Here is an 18,297-nt window from a genome sequence, read left to right as displayed (position 1 = left end):
GCAAGGATGATTGCATTTACCCGTTGGCCGGAAGAGTTTGCGGCCCGCTATCGTCAAAAAGGCTACTGGCAGGATCTGCCGTTAACCAATCTGATCATCCGTCACGCGGAAAACGACGCCGTGGCGATTATCGATGGCGAGCGGCAGATTAGCTACCGCCAGTTTAACCAGCTGGTGGACAACCTCGCCTGCTCGCTGCAGCGCCAGGGGCTGAAGCGCGGGGAGACCGCGCTGGTGCAGCTGGGCAATGTCGCCGAGTTTTACATGACCTTCTTTGCGCTGCTGCGCATCGGCGTCGCGCCAGTGAACGCTTTGTTCAGCCACCAGCGCAGCGAACTTAACGCCTACGCCGCGCAGATTAAACCGGCGCTGCTGATTGCCGATCGCGAGCACGCTCTGTTTGCTGACGATAGCTTTCTCCACGCGTTTATCGCGGAACATCCTTCCCTGCGCGTCGCACTGCTGCGTAACGACGGCGGCGAGCGCGATCTGGCGACGGAGATTAACCGCCCGGCGGATAACTTTGTCGCCAATCCAACCCCTGCCGACGAAGTGGCCTTTTTCCAGCTCTCCGGCGGCAGCACCGGGACGCCGAAGCTAATCCCACGCACCCATAACGATTACGACTACAGTATCCGCCGCAGCAATGAGATCTGCGGGATTAACGCTGAAACGCGCTACCTCAACGCGCTGCCGGCGGCGCATAACTATGCGATGAGTTCCCCGGGGTCGCTGGGTGTGTTCCTCGCTGGCGGGCGGGTGATCCTCGCCGCCGACCCGAGCGCCACGCTCTGTTTCCCGCTGATTGAAAAACACCAGATCAACGTTGCCTCGTTGGTGCCGCCAGCGGTAAGCCTGTGGCTGCAGGCCATTCACGAATGGGGCAGCAACGCCCAGCTGCAATCGCTGCAGCTATTGCAAGTCGGCGGCGCGCGCCTGTCGGCGACCCTCGCCGCGCGCATTCCGGCGGAAATCGGCTGCCAGCTGCAGCAGGTGTTCGGCATGGCGGAAGGGCTGGTGAATTACACCCGCCTCAACGATAGCCCGGAGCGGATTATTAATACCCAGGGCTGCCCGATGTGCCCGGACGATGAAGTGTGGGTAGCGGATGCCGACGGCAACCCGCTGCCGCGCGGCGAAGTGGGCCGCCTGATGACCCGCGGGCCGTACACCTTTCGCGGCTACTACAACAGCCCGCAGCATAATGCGGAAGCCTTTGACGCCGAGGGGTTTTACTGCTCCGGCGATCTGATTTCGATCGACGAAGACGGGTATATCACCGTCCAGGGGCGGGAAAAAGATCAGATCAACCGCGGCGGCGAGAAGATCGCCGCGGAAGAGATCGAAAACCTGCTGCTGCGTCATGAGGCGGTGATCCACGCCGCGCTGGTCAGCATCGAAGACAACCTGCTGGGCGAGAAGAGCTGCGCTTATCTGGTGGTGACCTCGCCGCTGCGCGCCGTCGCCGTGCGCCGCTTCCTGCGCGAGCAGGGGGTGGCTGAATTTAAACTGCCGGATCGCGTGGAGTGCGTTGCCGCGCTGCCGCTGACGCCGGTGGGCAAAGTCGATAAAAAACAATTACGTCAGTGGCTGGCCGAAGGCAAGCTGGGCTGAAGGAGAACAAAGAATGGCAATCCCTAAATTACAGGCATATGCGCTGCCGGAAGCCAGCGATATCCCGGCGAACAAAGTCAACTGGGCCTTTGAGCCGTCGCGTGCCGCGCTGCTGATCCACGATATGCAGGAGTATTTCCTCAACTTCTGGGGCGAAAACAGCGCGATGATGGAGAAAGTGGTGGCCAATATCGCCGCCCTGCGCGACTTCTGCAAACAAAACGGCATTCCGGTGTACTACACTGCCCAGCCGAAAGAGCAGAGCGATGAAGACCGCGCCCTGCTGAATGATATGTGGGGGCCGGGATTGACCCGCTCGCCTGAGCAGCAGCAGGTGATTGCCGCGCTGGCGCCGGATGAACAGGATACCGTGCTGGTGAAATGGCGTTACAGCGCGTTTCATCGCTCGCCGCTGGAAGAGATGCTGAAAGAGAGCGGCCGCGACCAGCTGATCATCACCGGCGTTTACGCCCATATCGGCTGCATGACCACCGCCACCGACGCTTTCATGCGCGATATCAAGCCGTTCTTTGTCGCCGACGCGCTGGCAGACTTCAGCCGCGAAGAGCATTTGATGGCGCTGAAATACGTCGCCAGCCGCTCCGGACGGGTGGTGATGACCGAAGAGCTGCTGCCGCTGCCGGCCTCCAAAGCGGCGCTGCGCACGCTGATCCTGCCGCTGCTCGACGAATCCGACGAACCGCTGGATGATGAAAACCTGATCGACTACGGTCTGGATTCGGTACGTATGATGGCCCTGGCCGCCCGCTGGCGCAAAGTACACGGCGATATCGACTTCGTGATGCTGGCGAAAAACCCGACCATCGACGCCTGGTGGGCACTGCTCTCCCGCGAGGTGCAATAATGGCGGCGCTGGATTTTCACGGCCAGACCGTGTGGGTGACCGGCGCAGGTAAAGGCATTGGCTATGCCACCGCGCTGGCTTTCGTCGAGGCCGGGGCTAACGTCACCGGTTTCGACCTTGCCTTTAGCGGCGAAAGCTACCCGTTTGCCACCGAAACGCTGGACGTCGCCGATGCCGACCAGGTACGCGAGGCATGTAGCCGGCTGTTGGCGAACACCGAGCGTTTAGATGTGCTGGTGAACGCCGCCGGGATCCTGCGCATGGGCGCTACCGACCAGCTGAGCGCGGAAGACTGGCAGCAGACCTTCGCGGTCAACGTCGGCGGAGCGTTCAACCTGTTTCAGCAGACGATGGCCCAGTTCCGCCGTCAGCGCGGCGGGGCGATCGTCACCGTCGCCTCCGATGCCGCGCACACGCCGCGCATCGGCATGAGCGCCTATGGCGCCTCGAAGGCGGCGCTGAAAAGCCTGGCGCTGACCGTCGGCCTTGAGCTGGCGGGTTGCGGGGTGCGCTGTAATCTGGTGTCGCCGGGCTCCACCGATACCGATATGCAGCGCACGCTGTGGGTCAGTGACGATGCAGAGCAGCAGCGGATCCGCGGCTTCGGCGAGCAGTTTAAGCTCGGCATCCCGCTGGGCAAAATCGCCCGCCCGCAGGAGATCGCGAATACCATTCTGTTCCTCGCCTCTTCGCATGCCAGCCATATCACCCTGCAGGATATTGTGGTCGATGGCGGCTCGACGCTGGGGGCGTAAATGGCCTGGAAACGAGAGCTCACGCTGGCGGCGCTGAACGCCAGCAGCGAAAACACCCTGGTGGCGCATCTGGGGATCGTCTACACCCGGCTCGACGCGGGGCTGCTGGAGGCGGAGATGCCGGTGGATGCCCGCACCCATCAGCCGTTTGGCCTGCTGCACGGCGGCGCCTCCGCGGCGCTGGCGGAGACGCTGGGCTCGATGGCCGGTTGGCTGATGACCGAAGAAGGGCAGTGCGTGGTGGGCACCGAGCTTAATGCTACTCACCATCGTCCGGTCTCCAGCGGGAAAGTGCGCGGCGAATGCCGACCGCTGCATCTTGGCCGCCAGAGCCAGAGCTGGGAGATAGTGGTGTATGACGAGAAGGGGCGGCGCTGCTGCACCTGTCGTCTGGGCACCGCGGTGCTGGGCTAAGAAGCCGCTGTTTCCCCGGCTTGCGCTACGCTTAGCCGGGCTACGTATCGGCGCCTTCTCCGGGCTACCAAATCGCAAAGCGCTGTAGCCCCGGTAAGCGGCAGCGCCACCGGGGATTTTGTAATCTCCAACACCGGCAGTTTCAGCCAGCATGGTGAATAAATTAAAGGCAGGCCGCACGGACCGTAGGTCGGGTAAGGCGTTAGCCGCCACCCGACAAAAAAACGGCACCGTTCACGGTAATCCTTTCATTCATTTTCCTGCCTTAAGTGATCTCGCTAGCAATGTGAGACAAATCTCTGTGGGTGTACGGCATCTGCGGTGTTTCAGTGTTGTTAAATTCTGCGTTGTGATCTAGAAACAAAATGTAACATCCTGATTACCCTACCGGTGGACCACAACAATGAATAATTCAGGGAAATATCTCATCTGGACACTGCTCTCCGTCATCGGCGCCTTTGCCCTAGGCTACATTGCTTTAAACCGGGGTGAGCAGATAAATGCGCTGTGGATTGTCGTCGCCGCGGTCTGCGTTTATCTGATCGCGCATCGTTTCTACGGCCTGTATATCGCCAAAACCGTGCTAGGCGTTGACCCGACGCGGATGACGCCGGCGGTGCGGCATAACGATGGCCTCGACTATGTTCCAACCGACAAAAAAGTGCTGTTCGGTCACCATTTTGCCGCCATCGCCGGCGCGGGGCCGCTGGTGGGGCCGGTGCTTGCCGCGCAAATGGGCTACCTGCCGGGGATGATCTGGATCCTCGCCGGCGTGGTGCTGGCGGGGGCGGTACAGGACTTTATGGTGCTGTTTGTTTCGACCCGTCGCGATGGCCGCTCGCTTGGCGAACTGGTTAAAGAGGAGATGGGGCCGACCGCAGGCGTCCTGGCGCTGGTGGCCTGCTTTATGATCATGGTCATCATCCTCGCGGTCCTGGCGATGATTGTGGTGAAGGCGCTGACCCACAGCCCGTGGGGCACCTATACCGTCGCCTTTACCATTCCGCTGGCGATCTTTATGGGCATCTACATCCGCTATCTGCGTCCTGGACGCATCGGCGAGGTGTCGGTGATCGGCCTGGTGATGCTGGTGTTCGCCATCATCTCCGGCGGCTGGGTGGCGGAAAGCCCGACCTGGGCGCCGTGGTTTGACTATACCGGCGTACAGCTGACGTGGATCCTGGTGGGCTACGGCTTTGTGGCTGCGGTACTGCCGGTCTGGCTGCTGCTGGCCCCGCGCGACTACCTCTCCACCTTCCTGAAAATCGGCACCATCGTTGGGCTGGCGATTGGCATCCTGATTATGCGCCCGACCCTGACCATGCCGGCGCTAACCAAGTTCGTCGACGGCACCGGCCCGGTGTGGACCGGCAACCTGTTCCCGTTCCTGTTTATCACCATCGCCTGCGGCGCGGTCTCCGGCTTCCATGCGCTGATCTCCTCCGGCACCACGCCGAAAATGTTGGCCAACGAAGGGCAGGCCTGCTTTATCGGCTACGGCGGCATGTTGATGGAATCCTTCGTCGCCATTATGGCGCTGGTGGCGGCCTGTATTATCGACCCGGGCGTCTACTTCGCGATGAACAGCCCGATGGCGGTGCTGGCACCGGCGGGGACGACTGACGTGGTGGCCTCGGCGGCGCAGGTGGTGAGCGGCTGGGGCTTTACTATTACGCCTGATACGCTGCATCAGATCGCCAGCGAGGTGGGTGAACAGTCGATTATCTCCCGCGCTGGCGGCGCGCCAACCTTGGCGGTGGGGATGGCCTACATCCTGCACGGCTCGCTGGGCGGGCTGATGGATGTCTCGTTCTGGTACCACTTCGCCATTCTGTTTGAGGCGCTGTTTATCCTGACGGCGGTTGATGCCGGCACCCGCGCGGCGCGCTTTATGCTGCAGGATCTGCTGGGGGTGATTAGCCCCGGGTTGAAAAAAACCAGCTCGCTGCCGGCCAACCTGCTGGCGACCGCGCTGTGCGTCCTGGCGTGGGGCTACTTCCTGCATCAGGGGGTAGTGGATCCGCTGGGCGGGATTAACACCCTGTGGCCGCTGTTCGGTATCGCCAACCAGATGCTGGCGGGGATGGCGCTGATGCTCTGCGCGGTGGTCCTGTTCAAGATGAAGCGCCAGCGCTACGCGTGGGTGGCGCTGCTGCCGACCAGCTGGCTGTTAATCTGTACCCTGACCGCCGGCTGGCAGAAGTCGTTTAGCCCGGACACCAAAGTCGGTTTCCTGGCGATCGCTAATAAATTCCAGGCGATGATCGACAGCGGCACCATTCCGCCGCAATATACCGAATCACAGCTGGCGCAGCTGGTGTTTAACAACCGTCTCGATGCCGGGCTGACCATCTTCTTTATGATCGTGGTGGTGGTGCTGGCGCTGTTCTCGATTAAAACCGCGCTGGCGGCGCTGAAAGAGGACAAACCGACGGCGAAAGAGACGCCGTATGAGCCAATGCCTGAAAACCTGGACGCGATTGAGACCCAGGCGAAAGGGGCGCATTAACTGGTGTGCCGGGTGGCGGCTTCGCCTTACCCGGCCTACATTTCCGATCCTCCCTCTCCCTTTGGGAGTGGGAAACAAAAGAGAAATGACTTATGTTCGACACCCTTTCCAAAGCAGGTAAGTACCTGGGCCAGGCGGCGAAGATGATGATCGGCGTGCCGGATTACGATAACTACGTCGAGCACATGCGAATAACCCACCCGGATCAGACGCCGATGACCTATGAAGAGTTCTTTCGCGAGCGCCAGGACGCGCGCTACGGCGGCAAGGGCGGGGCGAAGTGCTGTTAACCCTCTTTCGGCAGATAGAGGCTGATCTGCTCCTGAGTACAGCCGTAAATCGCCGCCAGCTTCTCGCGGGTGCGCTTTTGCGGACGGGAGTCCAGCGCTTCCAGCTGTGACACCGCGGACTGGCTGATGCCAAGCTTTTCGGCTACCTCCTGCTGGGATAGCCCGCGCAGGATGCGCCACGCGGCCTGCAGGCTGACGTTTTCTTTATGCATCACGTCGCATACTTCGCCCGGCAGCATGACGTCATCATAGATATCTGATTCATAAGGAATATCTTCCCAGTCGCTTTCATCCTCGTCGTCGTACTCCAGCAGAGCCAGGCGCATACGAAAGTAATCGCTGTAAGGAATGACGACATACTGGTCTTTTCCTTCTTCATCCTTGATGTACTGAATAGTCATATTCGGTATGTTCCTCATGAAGGTAGGTGGTGGTGGTTCGGCGTTTAACCGCCACGACGTAGCAGGTATCGCCCGGCGGATCCCCAAAGGTGTAGATGACTCTGTAATCACCTAATCGCAGCCGGTAGTGGTTTTCGGGAGAGGACAATTTTTTGATATCCGAGATAGGTGAAGCTTTATCATCCATCTTCTCCAGCCTGGATTTAATGCGGCTCTTATACCGAGTATCGATTTTAGAAAATTGCTTATCTGCCGTTTTTGACCAGACAATTTTCATCCGTACCTCCACTGTACGCCCACACAAAATATAAGGAAATAATAAGACTATTAGATAAATTCCGAATTTCTTATGGGGACTGTAGAGCGGAGAAAAAACGCAGGTAAGAGGCAAAACGCAACCCGTCGAAGCGGCTCGAAAAGGCCTCTGCCGGGCGACAGAGGCTTGCAGAAAATGTGCGATCAGGCGTTCAAACCACCATCCACGTCCAGCCCCGTACCGGAGATCTGCCCGGCGGCCGGGCTGGCGAGGAAGGTGACCGCCGCGGCGATGTCTTCCGGCTGGCCGTAGTGACCGACCGCAATCATCTGGCGCTGGGCTTCCGCCTGTTCCCCGTCTTCCGGGTTCATATCGCTGTTGGTCGGCCCTGGATGGACAAGGTTAACGGTGATCCCGCGAGGGCCTAAATCACGCGCCAGGCCACGGGTCAGGGCGTTGAGGGCGGACTTGGTCATGGCGTAAACCGCGATGCCCGGCATGGCCACGCGATTAGCCAGACAGCTGCCGATGTTGATGATCCGTCCGCCATCGGCCATATGCACCAGCGCTTCCTGGGTGGCGATGACCACCCCACGAATATTGACGTTGATAAGCGCGTCAATGTCCGCCAGCGTCATGGATTCCAGTGGACCGCCGCGGGCGATCCCGGCGTTGTTGACCAGAATATCCAGCCCGCCGAGGGACCGGGCAGCATGGGTTACCGCCTCCTGAATCGCCTGCGCGCTGGCGCTGTCGGCCTGCACCGCCTCGCCGTGCCGACCCAGCGCCTTTATTTCATCGGCGACCGCCTGGGCTTTATCGGCCGATTTTTCATACGTAATAACCACATCGGCGCCGGCGCGCGCCAGCGACAGCGCGATTGCGCGACCCAACCCACGGCTGGCGCCGGTAACCAGCGCCTTCTTACCTGTTAAATCGATCTGCATGATGACCTCGTTGCGAGAGTGGTGAGCATCATCATTAGGTATAGACGGTCGGGGTGATTAACGGCTGAAGTATTCCACCTTCTCAAACGCCGCGCGCAGAACCTCAGGGGTTAACGTCACCGGTAAATAATGAATCGACTCGCCCGGGCGCAGGGTATGGGCAATGACCCGGTCCAGCTCTGCGCGGTTATTGATATCGACCTCCAGCGCTGCCAGGGTGGTCGGCAGGTTAAAGCGCTGATACGCCTGCACTAACTGCGCCAGCACATCGTCCTGAGCAAGCAGGGCGCTCTGTACCAGAATGCCGTAGGCCACTTTGGTACCGTGGAGGAATTTATCCGTCTGCGGCAGGACCGTCAGTCCGTTGTGCACCGCATGGGCGGCGGCGACCCGGGTGTAACGTTCCCCCAGCCCACCAACCATCCCGCCGCCGGCGATAATCGCCTCCACCACATCGCGAAACGCCTGGGTCAGATCGCCGCGGCGCTGGTCCGCCAGCGCCGTTTCGCTGCTGGCCAGCAGCACGTCGCGGATCGCCAGCGCGCCGTTAATCCCTAGCCGCACGGTGAGCGGCAGCGCCTCCGGCTGCGGCGCCAGCACCACGGCCTCATACCATTTGGCTAAGGTGTCGCCAATGCCCGCCAGCAGATACTCCGCCGGGGCGTTGAGAATGATGCGCGGCTCCACCAGCACCAGGAAGTTGGCGTCATCGAAGATCTCAAAATTCAGGGCCTGTCCGGCGTCGCTATACCACACCGACAGCGGCGTCCACGCCGCGCAGGTGGCGGCGATAGTCGGGATGGCCACCAGCGGTACCCCCAGGCGGCGGGCCAGCACTTTCGCGCTGTCGAGCAGCGCGCCGCCGCCGACGCCAATCACTACCGCCCGATCGTCACCGGAGGCCTGCACCAGCCCCGCCACGTCGCGTTCGCTGCAGTGGCCGGTAAAGCGGATCTTTTTCGCCTCCGGCAGGTGGAAGGCCGCCGGCAGAAAAGGTTCGGCGCCGGCCAGAGCGCGCTCGCCATAGACCCACACCGCTCGCGAGAGCTGGTCGGCGTTAAAAAAATCGCTCAGCCGCTCAAGGCTGCCGGGGTGGGAGAAATAGTTGGCCGGGCCGGGCACGACGCGGATATCGCTGTTGCTCATGGAAGCTGTCCTTATGGGTGTTGGGCTAACCTGATGTTATGTCTGGACATCCAGATGGCTAATATTATTTCGTTGTATCTTATGCTTTTTACGCAGTTGTCAGCCAGCGGCGGCTATGAAAAATTCGTTAAATCAGAAGATTAATTGCCGCACGGGAGCAGTGATGAGCGCGAATCGCCTTGAGATGCATAACATTAGCCTGGCCTTCTCCGGCTTTCAGGCGCTGAACAAGGTGGACTTTACCCTCCATGGCGGGTCGGTGCATGCCCTGACCGGCGCCAACGGCGCGGGTAAGTCGACGCTGATGGCGGTGCTGTGCGGCACCCATGCCCATTATGAAGGCGAGGTGACGATCAACAACCAGCCGGTCACCATTCGTTCGCCGCGGGATGCTAAACAGCTGGGGATCCACCTGGTGCAGCAGGAGGTGGATGTGGCGCTGGTGCCGGGCCTGAGCATTGCGGAAAACATCATGCTGGACAGGCTGGCAGAGCCGGGCATGGCGTTTCGCTGGTCGCGGGTTCGCCAGCTGGCGCGCGAGGCGCTGGCGCAGCTGGACGTGGCGCTGGACGTCAGGCGCTCCATTGACAGCTGCACGCTCGCCGAAAAACAGCAAATCCTGCTGGCCCGTGCCCTGTCGCACCATTGCCGCTTTTTGATCCTCGATGAACCCACCGCGCCACTGGATCAGCATGAAAGTGAGCGTCTGTTCGCGGTAGTAAGCCGTCTGCAGCACCAGGGGATCGGAGTGGTGTTTATTTCGCATCGTATCCATGAACTGAAGGCAATCTGCGACACCCTGACGGTTCTGCGCGACGGGCGGCTGATTGAGAGCGGCCCGATGGCGCCGCTGAGCGGCGAACAGATCGTCGAAAAGATGCTGGGCCACGAGCTGAGCGATATCTTCCCGCCGCCGCGCCCGCCGCACGGCGAAGAGGTGCTGCTGCAGGTTGACGGTTTGCATGATGAGGCGCTGCTGCAGGATATTTCGCTGCGCCTGCGCAAGGGGGAAATTCTTGGTATCGCCGGGCTGGCCGGCGCGGGCAAAACCGAGCTGTGCAAAGCGCTGTTCGGCGCCAGCAAAAGCCGGGTGCAGCGTGGCGAGCTGAACGGCCAGCCGTGGCGACCGCGCGATCCAGCCGACTCGGTGGGGCGCGGCCTGGCGCTGGTCCCGGAGGAGCGACGCAAAGAGGGCATTTTCATTGAAGAGCCGATCGCGATGAACCTGGCGGTCAGCGCCGATAACAGCTTTTCGCGCTGGAGCCTGTTTGGCCATCGGCAGGCCTGGCGCTGGGCGGAGGAGGTGATTGCCCGCCTCGGCGTGCGCGCTACCGGTCCCGGTCAGATGCTGCGCCGTCTTTCTGGCGGCAACCAGCAGAAGGTGGCCATTGGCAAATGGCTGCGCAGTCATGCCAATGTTTTGATTTTTGACGAACCGACCAAAGGGGTCGATGTGAAAGCGAAAACCGATCTGTTCATGCTGATCGATGGTCTGGCGCGGGAAGGCAAAGGGGTGATTTATGCCTCGGGTGAATTCGCCGAGCTGGTCGGTTTATGCGACCGCATCTGCGTGCTATGGGACGGACGGATTGTGGCGGAGATCCCCGGCGCGGAAGCCCGGGAAGAGACGTTGCTTTATTATTCAACCGGAGGAGCGGCAGCGTGAGCAAGGCCCTGGCAGTAAACGCGACGGTATCGGGCCGTCAGCGATTTTTTGATTTTCTCTATAAATGGGGCATGTTGCTGACCGTGGTGCTGCTGGTGGCGGTCTTTGGCCTCGCCTCGGACAACTTCCTTGATCCGTTCAACATCATCAACATTCTGCGCTCGATTGCCATCGTGACGGTGATTGCCATTGGGGTGTCGATTTCTCTCACCATTGGCGGCTTTGATCTGTCAGTGGGATCGACGGCATCGCTGGCTAACGCGCTGGTGATTTCCCTGTTTGTCTGGCATGGCCTGGGGACCACCGAAGCGATTCTGATCACCCTCGCGCTCTGCACCCTGGTGGGGCTGTTTAACGCCTTTCTGATCGTGGTGCTGCGCATTCCCGACATGCTCGCCACCCTGGCCAGCCTGTTTGTGATTCAGGGCGTGGCGATGACCTACAGCTACGGCGGTTCCATCACTGAAAACATGGTGCTGCCGAGCGGCGAGATGGCGGAAGGCACTATCCCGACGGCCTTTGGCGCGCTGGGGCAGGTGCCGACCATCGTCATCATCATGCTGGTGGTGACGTTGGTCGCCCAGCTGGCGCTGTCGTTCACCACTCACGGACGGCGGATGTACGCCATCGGCGGCAACCCGGAGGCCGCGCGGCTCTCCGGCCTGCGGATCACACGTTACAAAGTCGCAGCATACGTGATTGCCTCGCTGCTGGCCGGGCTGGGCGGCATTCTGCTGGCCTCGCGTATCGGATCCTCGCAGGTCAACGCCGGCGGCGGCTATCTGATGGACGCAGTGGCGGCGGCATGGATCGGCTTTTCGCTGGCGGGCTCCGGTAAACCGAACGCCCTGGGGACGCTGGTGGGGGCGGTGATCCTCGGCGTGCTCTCCAACGGGCTGGTGATGCTCTCGGTGCCGTATTACGCGATGGACATTATTAAAGGGTTGGTGCTGGCTGGCGCGCTGGCACTGACCTATTTTCAGCGCCGTACTTAACATTTTACAGGGTAAACCGCATGAAAAAGATCGCACTCTCTCTGATGACGCTGGGTCTGCTGCAGTCGACGGCGGCGCTGGCCACCGCCCCGACGCCGGTGCCGGCGGCGATTGCCGAACACAACGGCCCGATCCGCATTGCCGTGATCCGCAACCTCGGGTCTGACGATAACACCACCCAGTTTGTCGCCGGGGCGCTGCAGGAGGGCAAAAAGCTCGGTTTCAAAATCAGCACCTTCCTGAGCAACGGCGATGACGCCAAATTCCAGGACTTCGTCAACCAGGCCATCAGCCAGAAATACGATGGCATTATTCTCTCCCAGGGGCGTGACCCGTATTCCACCGCCCTGGTGAAGAAGGCGGTGGACGCCGGGATCAAAGTGGCAGTGTTCGATACCGCGGTAAGCGGTGAGATCCCCGGGGTGACGGTCAGTCAGCAGGATGATGCCTCACTGACCGAGCTCTCTTTTGGCCAGCTGGTGAAAGATTTCAACGGCAAGGCCAACATCGTCAAGCTGTGGGTGGCGGGCTTCCCGCCGATGGAGCGCCGTCAGGCGGCTTACCAGACGCTGCTGAAGCAAAATCCGGGGATTAAAGAGCTGGAGTCGATCGGCGCCGTGTCATCCGATGTGCAGGGCGACACTGCCAACAAGGTGGGGGCGATCCTCGCCAAGTATCCGAAAGGGAAAATTGACGCGATCTGGGGCACCTGGGATGCCTTTAGCCAGGGAGCCTATAAAGCGCTGAAAGAGAACGGCCGCACCGAGATCAAACTCTACAGCATTGATATTTCCAACCAGGATCTGCAGCTGATGCGCGAAGCCGGCAGCCCGTGGAAGGTGAGCGTGGCGGTGGATCCGAAGCTTATCGGCGCGACCAACGTGCGGCTGATCGCCAACAAGATCGCCGGCGAGCCGACGCCAGCCACCTACGACTTCAAGGCGGCAGCGATTCCCCAGGCGCTGCTGGCGGCCCAGCCGGGGGCGGTGAACGTGGCGTCGCTGGGGAAAATTATCCCTGGCTGGGGCCAGACCGAAGACTTTATCGCGCCGTGGTTCGCGACGCTGGAAGCGAAAAACAAATAATATCAAGCCGGGTGGCGGTGGGCGGCGGCCTGGTGCCCTCGCCCCGGCCTTCTCCGCAGGGAGAGGGGGAAAACCATGCCACCGGGCGAGAGGGATCCCCTATGTCAGCATTACCTTCCCCCGAATACAGCCGCAATATGCGGCTGATTGGTCATAGCGATCAGGGCGGTCGTCCGGACGGCGTGCAACTGATGGTGCACCGCGGATTCGCCTATATCGGCCATATGGTGTCGCAGGGTTTTTCCGTGGTCGATGTTCGCGATCCGACCCGGCCCACCACCGTCAACTATATTGCCGCGCCGCCGGGCACCTGGAACGTGCATCTGCAGGCGCATGACGATCTGCTGCTGGTGATCAACGCCCGGGATCTGTTTGCCGACGCCCGTTTTGCTGATGAGAAGGTCTACTACACCCGCTCGGTGGGCGACACGGTCGGCGATGTGCAGGACAGGGGCTGGAGCGCCGGGCTGCGCATCTTTGATATTTCCACGCCTGCGCAGCCGCGGGAAATCAGTTTTCTGTCGCTTAACGGCATCGGTATTCACCGCATCTGGTACGTCGGCGGGCGTTGGGCGTATGTGTCCGCGCTGATTGACGGTTTTACCGACTACATCTTCCTGACCATCGATCTGGCCGATCCGCGTAAGCCCGAAGTGGCCGGGCGCTGGTGGCTGCCGGGGATGCACCAGGCGGGCGGTGAAACACCGGACTGGCCGCAGGGCAAACGCTATGCGCTGCATCACGCCATTATTGCCGGGGATACCGCCTACGGCAGCTGGCGCGACGGCGGCCTGACGCTGCTGGATGTCAAAGATCGTACCCAGCCGAGGCTGATTAGCCATCGCAACTGGAGCCCGCCGTTCGGCGGCGGAACGCATACCGCGCTGCCGCTACCGGATCGCGATCTGCTGGTGGTGCTGGATGAAGCGGTGCTCGACAATCAAGAGGACGGCGAGAAGCTGATCTGGCTGTTTGATATCCGCGAGCCAACCAACCCGGTGAGCATCGCCACCTTCCCGCAGCCGGACGAAGCGGATTATGTGGCGAAAGGGGCGCATTTCGGCCCGCATAACCTGCATGAGAATCGTCCCGGCAGCTTTGTCAGCTCAACGCTGATTTTTGCCACGTATCAGAATGCCGGCGTGCGGGCTTACGATATTTCCAACCCGTATCGTCCGCTGGAGACCGGGGCGCTGGTGCCGGCGGCGCCAGAGAGAATGATGGATACCCGTCCCGGCCGCCCGCGGGTAATTCAGTCCTGCGATGTGTTTGTCGATGCCCGGGGAATTATCTACAGCACCGATTACAACGGCGGGCTGTCGGTGATTGAGTATCTGGGGTGAGGGCAAGGTAAACGCAAAATCGTACTCGGATGTCTGCCGGGTGGCGGCTTTCGCCTTACCCGGCCTACGAAAGAGTGCAAGATCAAACCGTTATGCGGCTATTTGTAGGCCCGGCAAGCGCAGTGGACTGACCCCATAAAGTTGGATGGTTCATATTAAGCGGCTCTCAGAGCCTGGGTTCGGTACTCTACCGGACTCAGGCCTTTTAATTTCAGGCTTATCCGCTCGTTGTTGTAGTAATGGATATAGTCCTCTACGGCTTTTCTTAGCGCACTGACACTCCTGAACTCCCTCAGATAAAAACACTCCGATTTCAGGGTACCGAAGAAGTTTTCCATCACTGCATTATCCAGGCAGTTTCCTTTACGCGACATACTCTGCGTCATCCCATGCGCCTTTAAACGTTCCTGATAGCCCCTCATCCTGTAATGCCAGCCCTGATCCGAGTGCAGCAGCGGAGCATCTCCCGGTCTGAGCTTCGGGAACGCACCGTCCAGCATCGTATTCACCATCTCCATCACCGGCCTTTCCGACAGGCTGTAGGCGATAACCTCCCGGTTAAACAGATCGAGAACTGACGACAGGTAAAGCTTTTTTCCCTGTACCGGGAACTCTGTCACATCTGTTACCCATTTTTCGTTGGCTTTTGACGCACCGAAGTTCCGGCTCAGGATATTGGGCGCGGCCTCGCCCGTTCTCCCTTTCCAGGCACGATATTTTTTCGCCCTTATCACAGACCGGAGTGACAGTTCGGCCATCAGCCGCTGCACTGTTTTATGGTTTATCCGCAGCCCCTGTTTTCTCAGTGCGAGCGTGATCCTGCGGTAGCCATAACGACCTTTGTGATAGTGGTATATCTTCCTGATGTTCTCTTTAAGACCCGCATACCTGTCCCCTTGCTTCAGTGCATTCATATTGTAATACCACGTACTACGGGACATACCGGCCGCCCGCAGAAGGTCCCGCAGAGCGTGTTCATGCCTTAGTTCACTGATTATCAGGGCTTTTTGCCATTTTTTTCGCTCTGAACCAAGGCTTTCAACTTTTTTAGATAGGCATTCTCTGCCCGCAGATAACGCAGTTCGGCCCTGAGCTCTTCGGGGGAGAGTTTTTCCAGCTCTTTATCTGTCAGTGGTGGGATATTTTTTGGCTTTGTCATTTTTCCGGGCCGTCCGCATTGCATGTTTAAAAGACCTTCCGCTCCGGCATCGTTGTACACGTCGAGCCAGCGCCGGACAAGTATTTCTGCGGAGAGATTAAACCGGGCAGCCGCTTCACGCATCGTCAGGCGGTCACTGATAACCGCCCGGACGACCACGAGTTTAAATTCATCGGAATAATGATTATTTTTTGCAGTCAGGCCTTCTGCACCGTGGAACTGCCATGCCCTGACCCAGCGACGGACAGATGTTCTTTCAATACCAAAAAGGTCGGCTGTGCTCTGTTCTCCGTCTTTACCGGACAAATAATGATTAACCACAGCCAGTTTTGTTTCAGGGGAATACTTTGGTTTAGCCATAAAACTGCACCTTACTCAGTTGGGTGTCCAACTTTTGGGGTGCAGTCCAGCAGCGCCGCCGGGCAATCCCAGAAAATGGCACTTTTTTAGGGGGTGCTCCCTCTCCCTGTGGGAGAGGGTTGGGGTGAGGGAAAACAGGCCGCACTCAGCTGTACTGGCGCACTCGCGCCAGCAGCTCGTCGACGCTATCGATACGCTCGGCCAGCACAATCAGCGCTTTGCCGAGGGTAATGGCGTGGCGCAGGCATTCATGACGCATGGCGTCGTCCTGAATAGTGTCGATATCCGCGACGTGCGACAGCCCGACGCTGCGGCGGATCAGTTCGCTACCGCAGAAGCCAACCGCGTCGGCCCAGACTTTCTTCAGAAAGGCGGAAGCGTAGCCGGGGTAAGCCAGGGCCGCGTCGCGGGTTTTCTCCGCCGCCAATGCCTGGAAGCGTTCGGCGAAGGTGGTCCACAGCTGGTGGATATCGTTCAGTCGCTGCTCGCGCGCGGCGGCGGCGTCGCGAATACCGAGCTGGCCCGGCAGGCCGCAGTAGTTAAGCAGCAGGTTGCCGATGGCGGTGCCGATATCGAAACCGATGGGGCCGAAATAGCCGAACTCGGCGTCGATGGCCTTCAGGCTGCCTTCGGCAACGAAGATCGACCCGCTGTGGATATCGCCGTGCAGCAGCGCTTCCGCATGGGCAAAGAAACGGTGCTTCAGCGCCGCCACCGCCAGCTTAAGCTGGGCGTCGTCGCGCAGGGCGGCGACATCGGCCTCCAGCTCCGCCGGGTAGTTATTGCGCTCGTGGATCTGATACGGGTCGTTAAAGAACAGATCCTCGGTGATCTCGCACATCGCCGGGTTACTAAACTGCGCCACCTGCGCTTTTTTCTCGTGGGGATGGAGATAGAAATCACTGGTGTGGAACAACACCTGCGCCAGATAGTCGCCAAGCTGGCGGGCCGCCTGCGGGTAGTAGACGTTAGCGATAAGCTCCCCGCGCCAGATGCGGTGGTCGGAAAGATCTTCCATTACCATCACCGCCAGCTCGGGATCAAAGTGATGGATTTTTACCGTGTGCTGCGGGCTGTGCTGATAGTGGGCGACCAGGGTCTGCGCTTCCAGACGGGCGCGGTCGAGGGTCAGCGGCCAGGATTCGCCGACGCAGCGCACGTAGGGCAGGGCCTGTTTAACGATAGCCCGGCTGACGCCCTGGCGATCGAACACTTTAAACACCAGATTGAGGTTGCCATCGCCCACTTCCTGCGCGCTGACCAGCTCAGATGGGTTGTCGATGCCGGCGAACTGCTGCGCGTAAGCCACGGCATCGTGGGCGGTGAAGGTATGGTATTGCGACATTGCCTCGATCCTCGAATTCTGATTAAGCCGTTCAGACGTCTATACTTCTGGATTCCATCCTGACACAATGTGATACAACAACGCAACAGGGATTTAACGACATGCAGACATTACAGACCACCAGCCTGCGGGTGAGTGAAAATCAGCTTTTTATTCTCGACCAGCAGGCCTTGCCGCAGGAAAAACGCTGGCTGGCGGCGGATAACGTTGCGCTGCTGGTGGACCATATTCATGCCCTGCGGGTGCGCGGCGCGCCGCTGATTGGCCTGTCCGCCAGCCTGCTGCTGGCGCTGCTGGCCCAGCGCGGCCTGAACCGGGATGAACTCCTGCAGGCGCTGGAGACGCTGCGCGCGGCGCGGCCGACGGCTGTCAACCTGATGAATAATCTGGATCGCATGAAGCAAGCGCTGGCCCGGGAGGATTACCCGCAGGCGCTGGAAGCGGAAGCTTTGCGTCTGGTCGAAGAAGATAAACAGCTGTGCGACCGCATCGCTGAGGCGGGCAGTGCGCTGGTGAAGCCCGGCAGTCGACTGCTAACCCACTGCAACACCGGTGGTCTGGCGACCACCGGGGTAGGGACCGCCCTGGGGGTTATCGCGCTGGCGCACCGGCAGGGAAAGGTGACCAATGTGTGGGTCGATGAAACTCGGCCGTTGCTGCAGGGCGGACGTTTAACCGCCTGGGAGCTGGGCGAGCTGGGCGTGCCGTATCAGTTGATCACCGATTCAATGGCCGCCAGCCTGATGGCGCAGGGGCTGGTGGATGCGGTGTGGGTCGGCGCCGACCGTATCGCCGCCAACGGCGACGTGGCGAATAAAATCGGCACCTATTCGCTGGCGGTTTTGGCCCATTATCACCAGATCCCGTTTTACGTCGCTGCCCCGCAGACCACCCTCGACCGCTATTGCCCGAACGGCGCGGCGATCCCCATTGAGCAGCGTGCGGCGGCGGAAGTGACCGGGGTGGCGGGCAGCTTTGGCGCGGTACAGTGGGCGCCGACGGGGGCCGCCGTGTACAATCCGGCGTTCGACGTCACGCCGGCAGCGCTGATTAGCGGCTGGGTGCTGGACAGCGGGGTGGTCACGCCGGCGCAGGTCGCCGCCGGGGCGTTTGCACCGGACAATGGATAGCACGACACCGTGCCGGG

17 protein-coding genes are annotated in these 18,297 nt (G+C 60.3%); 11 read left to right on the top strand and 6 right to left on the bottom strand.

Annotated features, from left to right (window positions below):
* The first annotated feature begins 6 nt into the window (after positions 1-6).
* The 6 genes from entE (at position 7) to LGL98_RS18225 (ending at position 6,447) form a co-directional block, all read left to right on the top strand.
* On the top strand, positions 7-1,614 hold the full coding sequence (gene entE, locus LGL98_RS18250; RefSeq protein ID WP_136033212.1) for a (2,3-dihydroxybenzoyl)adenylate synthase EntE: 1,608 nt from the start codon (positions 7-9) through the stop codon (positions 1,612-1,614).
* A gap of 13 nt (positions 1,615-1,627) precedes the next feature.
* Entirely contained in the window at positions 1,628-2,479 is an 852-nt protein-coding gene (gene entB, locus LGL98_RS18245) for an enterobactin biosynthesis bifunctional isochorismatase/aryl carrier protein EntB (RefSeq protein ID WP_136033210.1), read from the top strand.
* Between the two features lie 8 nt (positions 2,480-2,487).
* On the top strand, positions 2,488-3,234 hold the full coding sequence (gene entA, locus LGL98_RS18240) for a 2,3-dihydro-2,3-dihydroxybenzoate dehydrogenase EntA (protein ID WP_168435377.1): 747 nt from the start codon (positions 2,488-2,490) through the stop codon (positions 3,232-3,234).
* A complete protein-coding gene (gene entH, locus LGL98_RS18235; RefSeq protein ID WP_136033207.1) occupies positions 3,235-3,648 on the top strand; it encodes a proofreading thioesterase EntH in 414 nt (137 codons plus the stop codon).
* A gap of 403 nt (positions 3,649-4,051) precedes the next feature.
* Positions 4,052-6,157, top strand: a complete 2,106-nt coding sequence (cstA, locus tag LGL98_RS18230; protein ID WP_136033205.1) for a pyruvate/proton symporter CstA — start codon at positions 4,052-4,054, stop codon at positions 6,155-6,157.
* Between the two features lie 92 nt (positions 6,158-6,249).
* Positions 6,250-6,447, top strand: a complete 198-nt coding sequence (locus LGL98_RS18225) for a YbdD/YjiX family protein (RefSeq protein ID WP_002893903.1) — start codon at positions 6,250-6,252, stop codon at positions 6,445-6,447.
* On the opposite strand, the gene LGL98_RS18220 is transcribed toward LGL98_RS18225, so the two are convergent.
* From LGL98_RS18220 to LGL98_RS18205, 4 genes are all read right to left on the bottom strand, one after another.
* Positions 6,444-6,848, bottom strand: a complete 405-nt coding sequence (locus LGL98_RS18220; RefSeq protein ID WP_136033203.1) for a helix-turn-helix domain-containing protein — start codon at positions 6,846-6,848, stop codon at positions 6,444-6,446. The two genes, LGL98_RS18225 and LGL98_RS18220, sit on opposite strands and share 4 nt — an antisense overlap.
* Positions 6,823-7,125, bottom strand: a complete 303-nt coding sequence (locus LGL98_RS18215) for a type II toxin-antitoxin system RelE family toxin (RefSeq protein ID WP_004147534.1) — start codon at positions 7,123-7,125, stop codon at positions 6,823-6,825. The genes LGL98_RS18220 and LGL98_RS18215 overlap by 26 nt, the downstream gene beginning before the upstream one ends.
* Before the next feature lie 182 nt (positions 7,126-7,307).
* Complete coding sequence (locus tag LGL98_RS18210) at positions 7,308-8,051, bottom strand: SDR family NAD(P)-dependent oxidoreductase (protein ID WP_012068432.1); 744 nt, start codon at positions 8,049-8,051, stop codon at positions 7,308-7,310.
* 57 nt (positions 8,052-8,108) lie between these two features.
* On the bottom strand, positions 8,109-9,197 hold the full coding sequence (locus LGL98_RS18205) for an oxidoreductase (protein WP_136033201.1): 1,089 nt from the start codon (positions 9,195-9,197) through the stop codon (positions 8,109-8,111).
* Positions 9,198-9,360: 163 nt separating this feature from the next.
* Here LGL98_RS18205 and LGL98_RS18200 point away from each other — a divergent pair, with 163 nt between their 5' ends.
* The 4 genes from LGL98_RS18200 to LGL98_RS18185 all read left to right on the top strand — a co-directional run bounded on the left by LGL98_RS18200 (position 9,361) and on the right by LGL98_RS18185 (position 14,286).
* On the top strand, positions 9,361-10,863 hold the full coding sequence (locus LGL98_RS18200; RefSeq protein WP_136033198.1) for a sugar ABC transporter ATP-binding protein: 1,503 nt from the start codon (positions 9,361-9,363) through the stop codon (positions 10,861-10,863).
* Positions 10,860-11,858 (top strand): ABC transporter permease, encoded by a 999-nt coding sequence (locus LGL98_RS18195; protein ID WP_136033196.1) that lies wholly within the window; start codon positions 10,860-10,862, stop codon positions 11,856-11,858. Before LGL98_RS18200 ends, LGL98_RS18195 begins: the two co-directional genes overlap by 4 nt.
* Positions 11,859-11,878: 20 nt before the next feature.
* Entirely contained in the window at positions 11,879-12,943 is a 1,065-nt protein-coding gene (locus LGL98_RS18190) for a sugar ABC transporter substrate-binding protein (protein WP_002894036.1), read from the top strand.
* Between the two features lie 101 nt (positions 12,944-13,044).
* On the top strand, positions 13,045-14,286 hold the full coding sequence (locus LGL98_RS18185; protein ID WP_136033194.1) for an LVIVD repeat-containing protein: 1,242 nt from the start codon (positions 13,045-13,047) through the stop codon (positions 14,284-14,286).
* A gap of 155 nt (positions 14,287-14,441) precedes the next feature.
* Here the strand turns inward: LGL98_RS18185 and LGL98_RS18180 are convergent.
* Together LGL98_RS18180 and mtnK are read right to left on the bottom strand one after the other, a co-directional pair.
* A protein-coding gene (locus tag LGL98_RS18180) for an IS3-like element ISKpn1 family transposase (protein ID WP_226651765.1) occupies positions 14,442-15,805 on the bottom strand; the annotation gives its coding sequence in 2 pieces (ribosomal slippage) (positions 14,442-15,337 and positions 15,337-15,805; 1,365 coding nt in all).
* A gap of 145 nt (positions 15,806-15,950) precedes the next feature.
* Positions 15,951-17,150 carry an S-methyl-5-thioribose kinase gene (mtnK, locus tag LGL98_RS18175; protein WP_008805598.1) on the bottom strand — a complete coding sequence of 400 codons (1,200 nt, stop codon included), beginning with the start codon at positions 17,148-17,150 and terminating at the stop codon, positions 15,951-15,953.
* Positions 17,151-17,251: 101 nt separating this feature from the next.
* Between mtnK and mtnA the strand changes: the two genes are divergently transcribed.
* The gene (gene mtnA / locus LGL98_RS18170; RefSeq protein WP_136030740.1) at positions 17,252-18,280 is read left to right on the top strand and encodes an S-methyl-5-thioribose-1-phosphate isomerase; all 1,029 of its coding nucleotides are present in this window, start codon (positions 17,252-17,254) and stop codon (positions 18,278-18,280) included.
* The last annotated feature ends 17 nt before the right edge of the window (positions 18,281-18,297 follow it).

Origin of the sequence: Klebsiella africana (assembly GCF_020526085.1) — a bacterium.
Classification (GTDB): domain Bacteria; phylum Pseudomonadota; class Gammaproteobacteria; order Enterobacterales; family Enterobacteriaceae; genus Klebsiella; species Klebsiella africana.
Note: the sequence above shows the minus strand (reverse complement) of the source record. Positions and strands in the feature narration are given on the sequence as shown.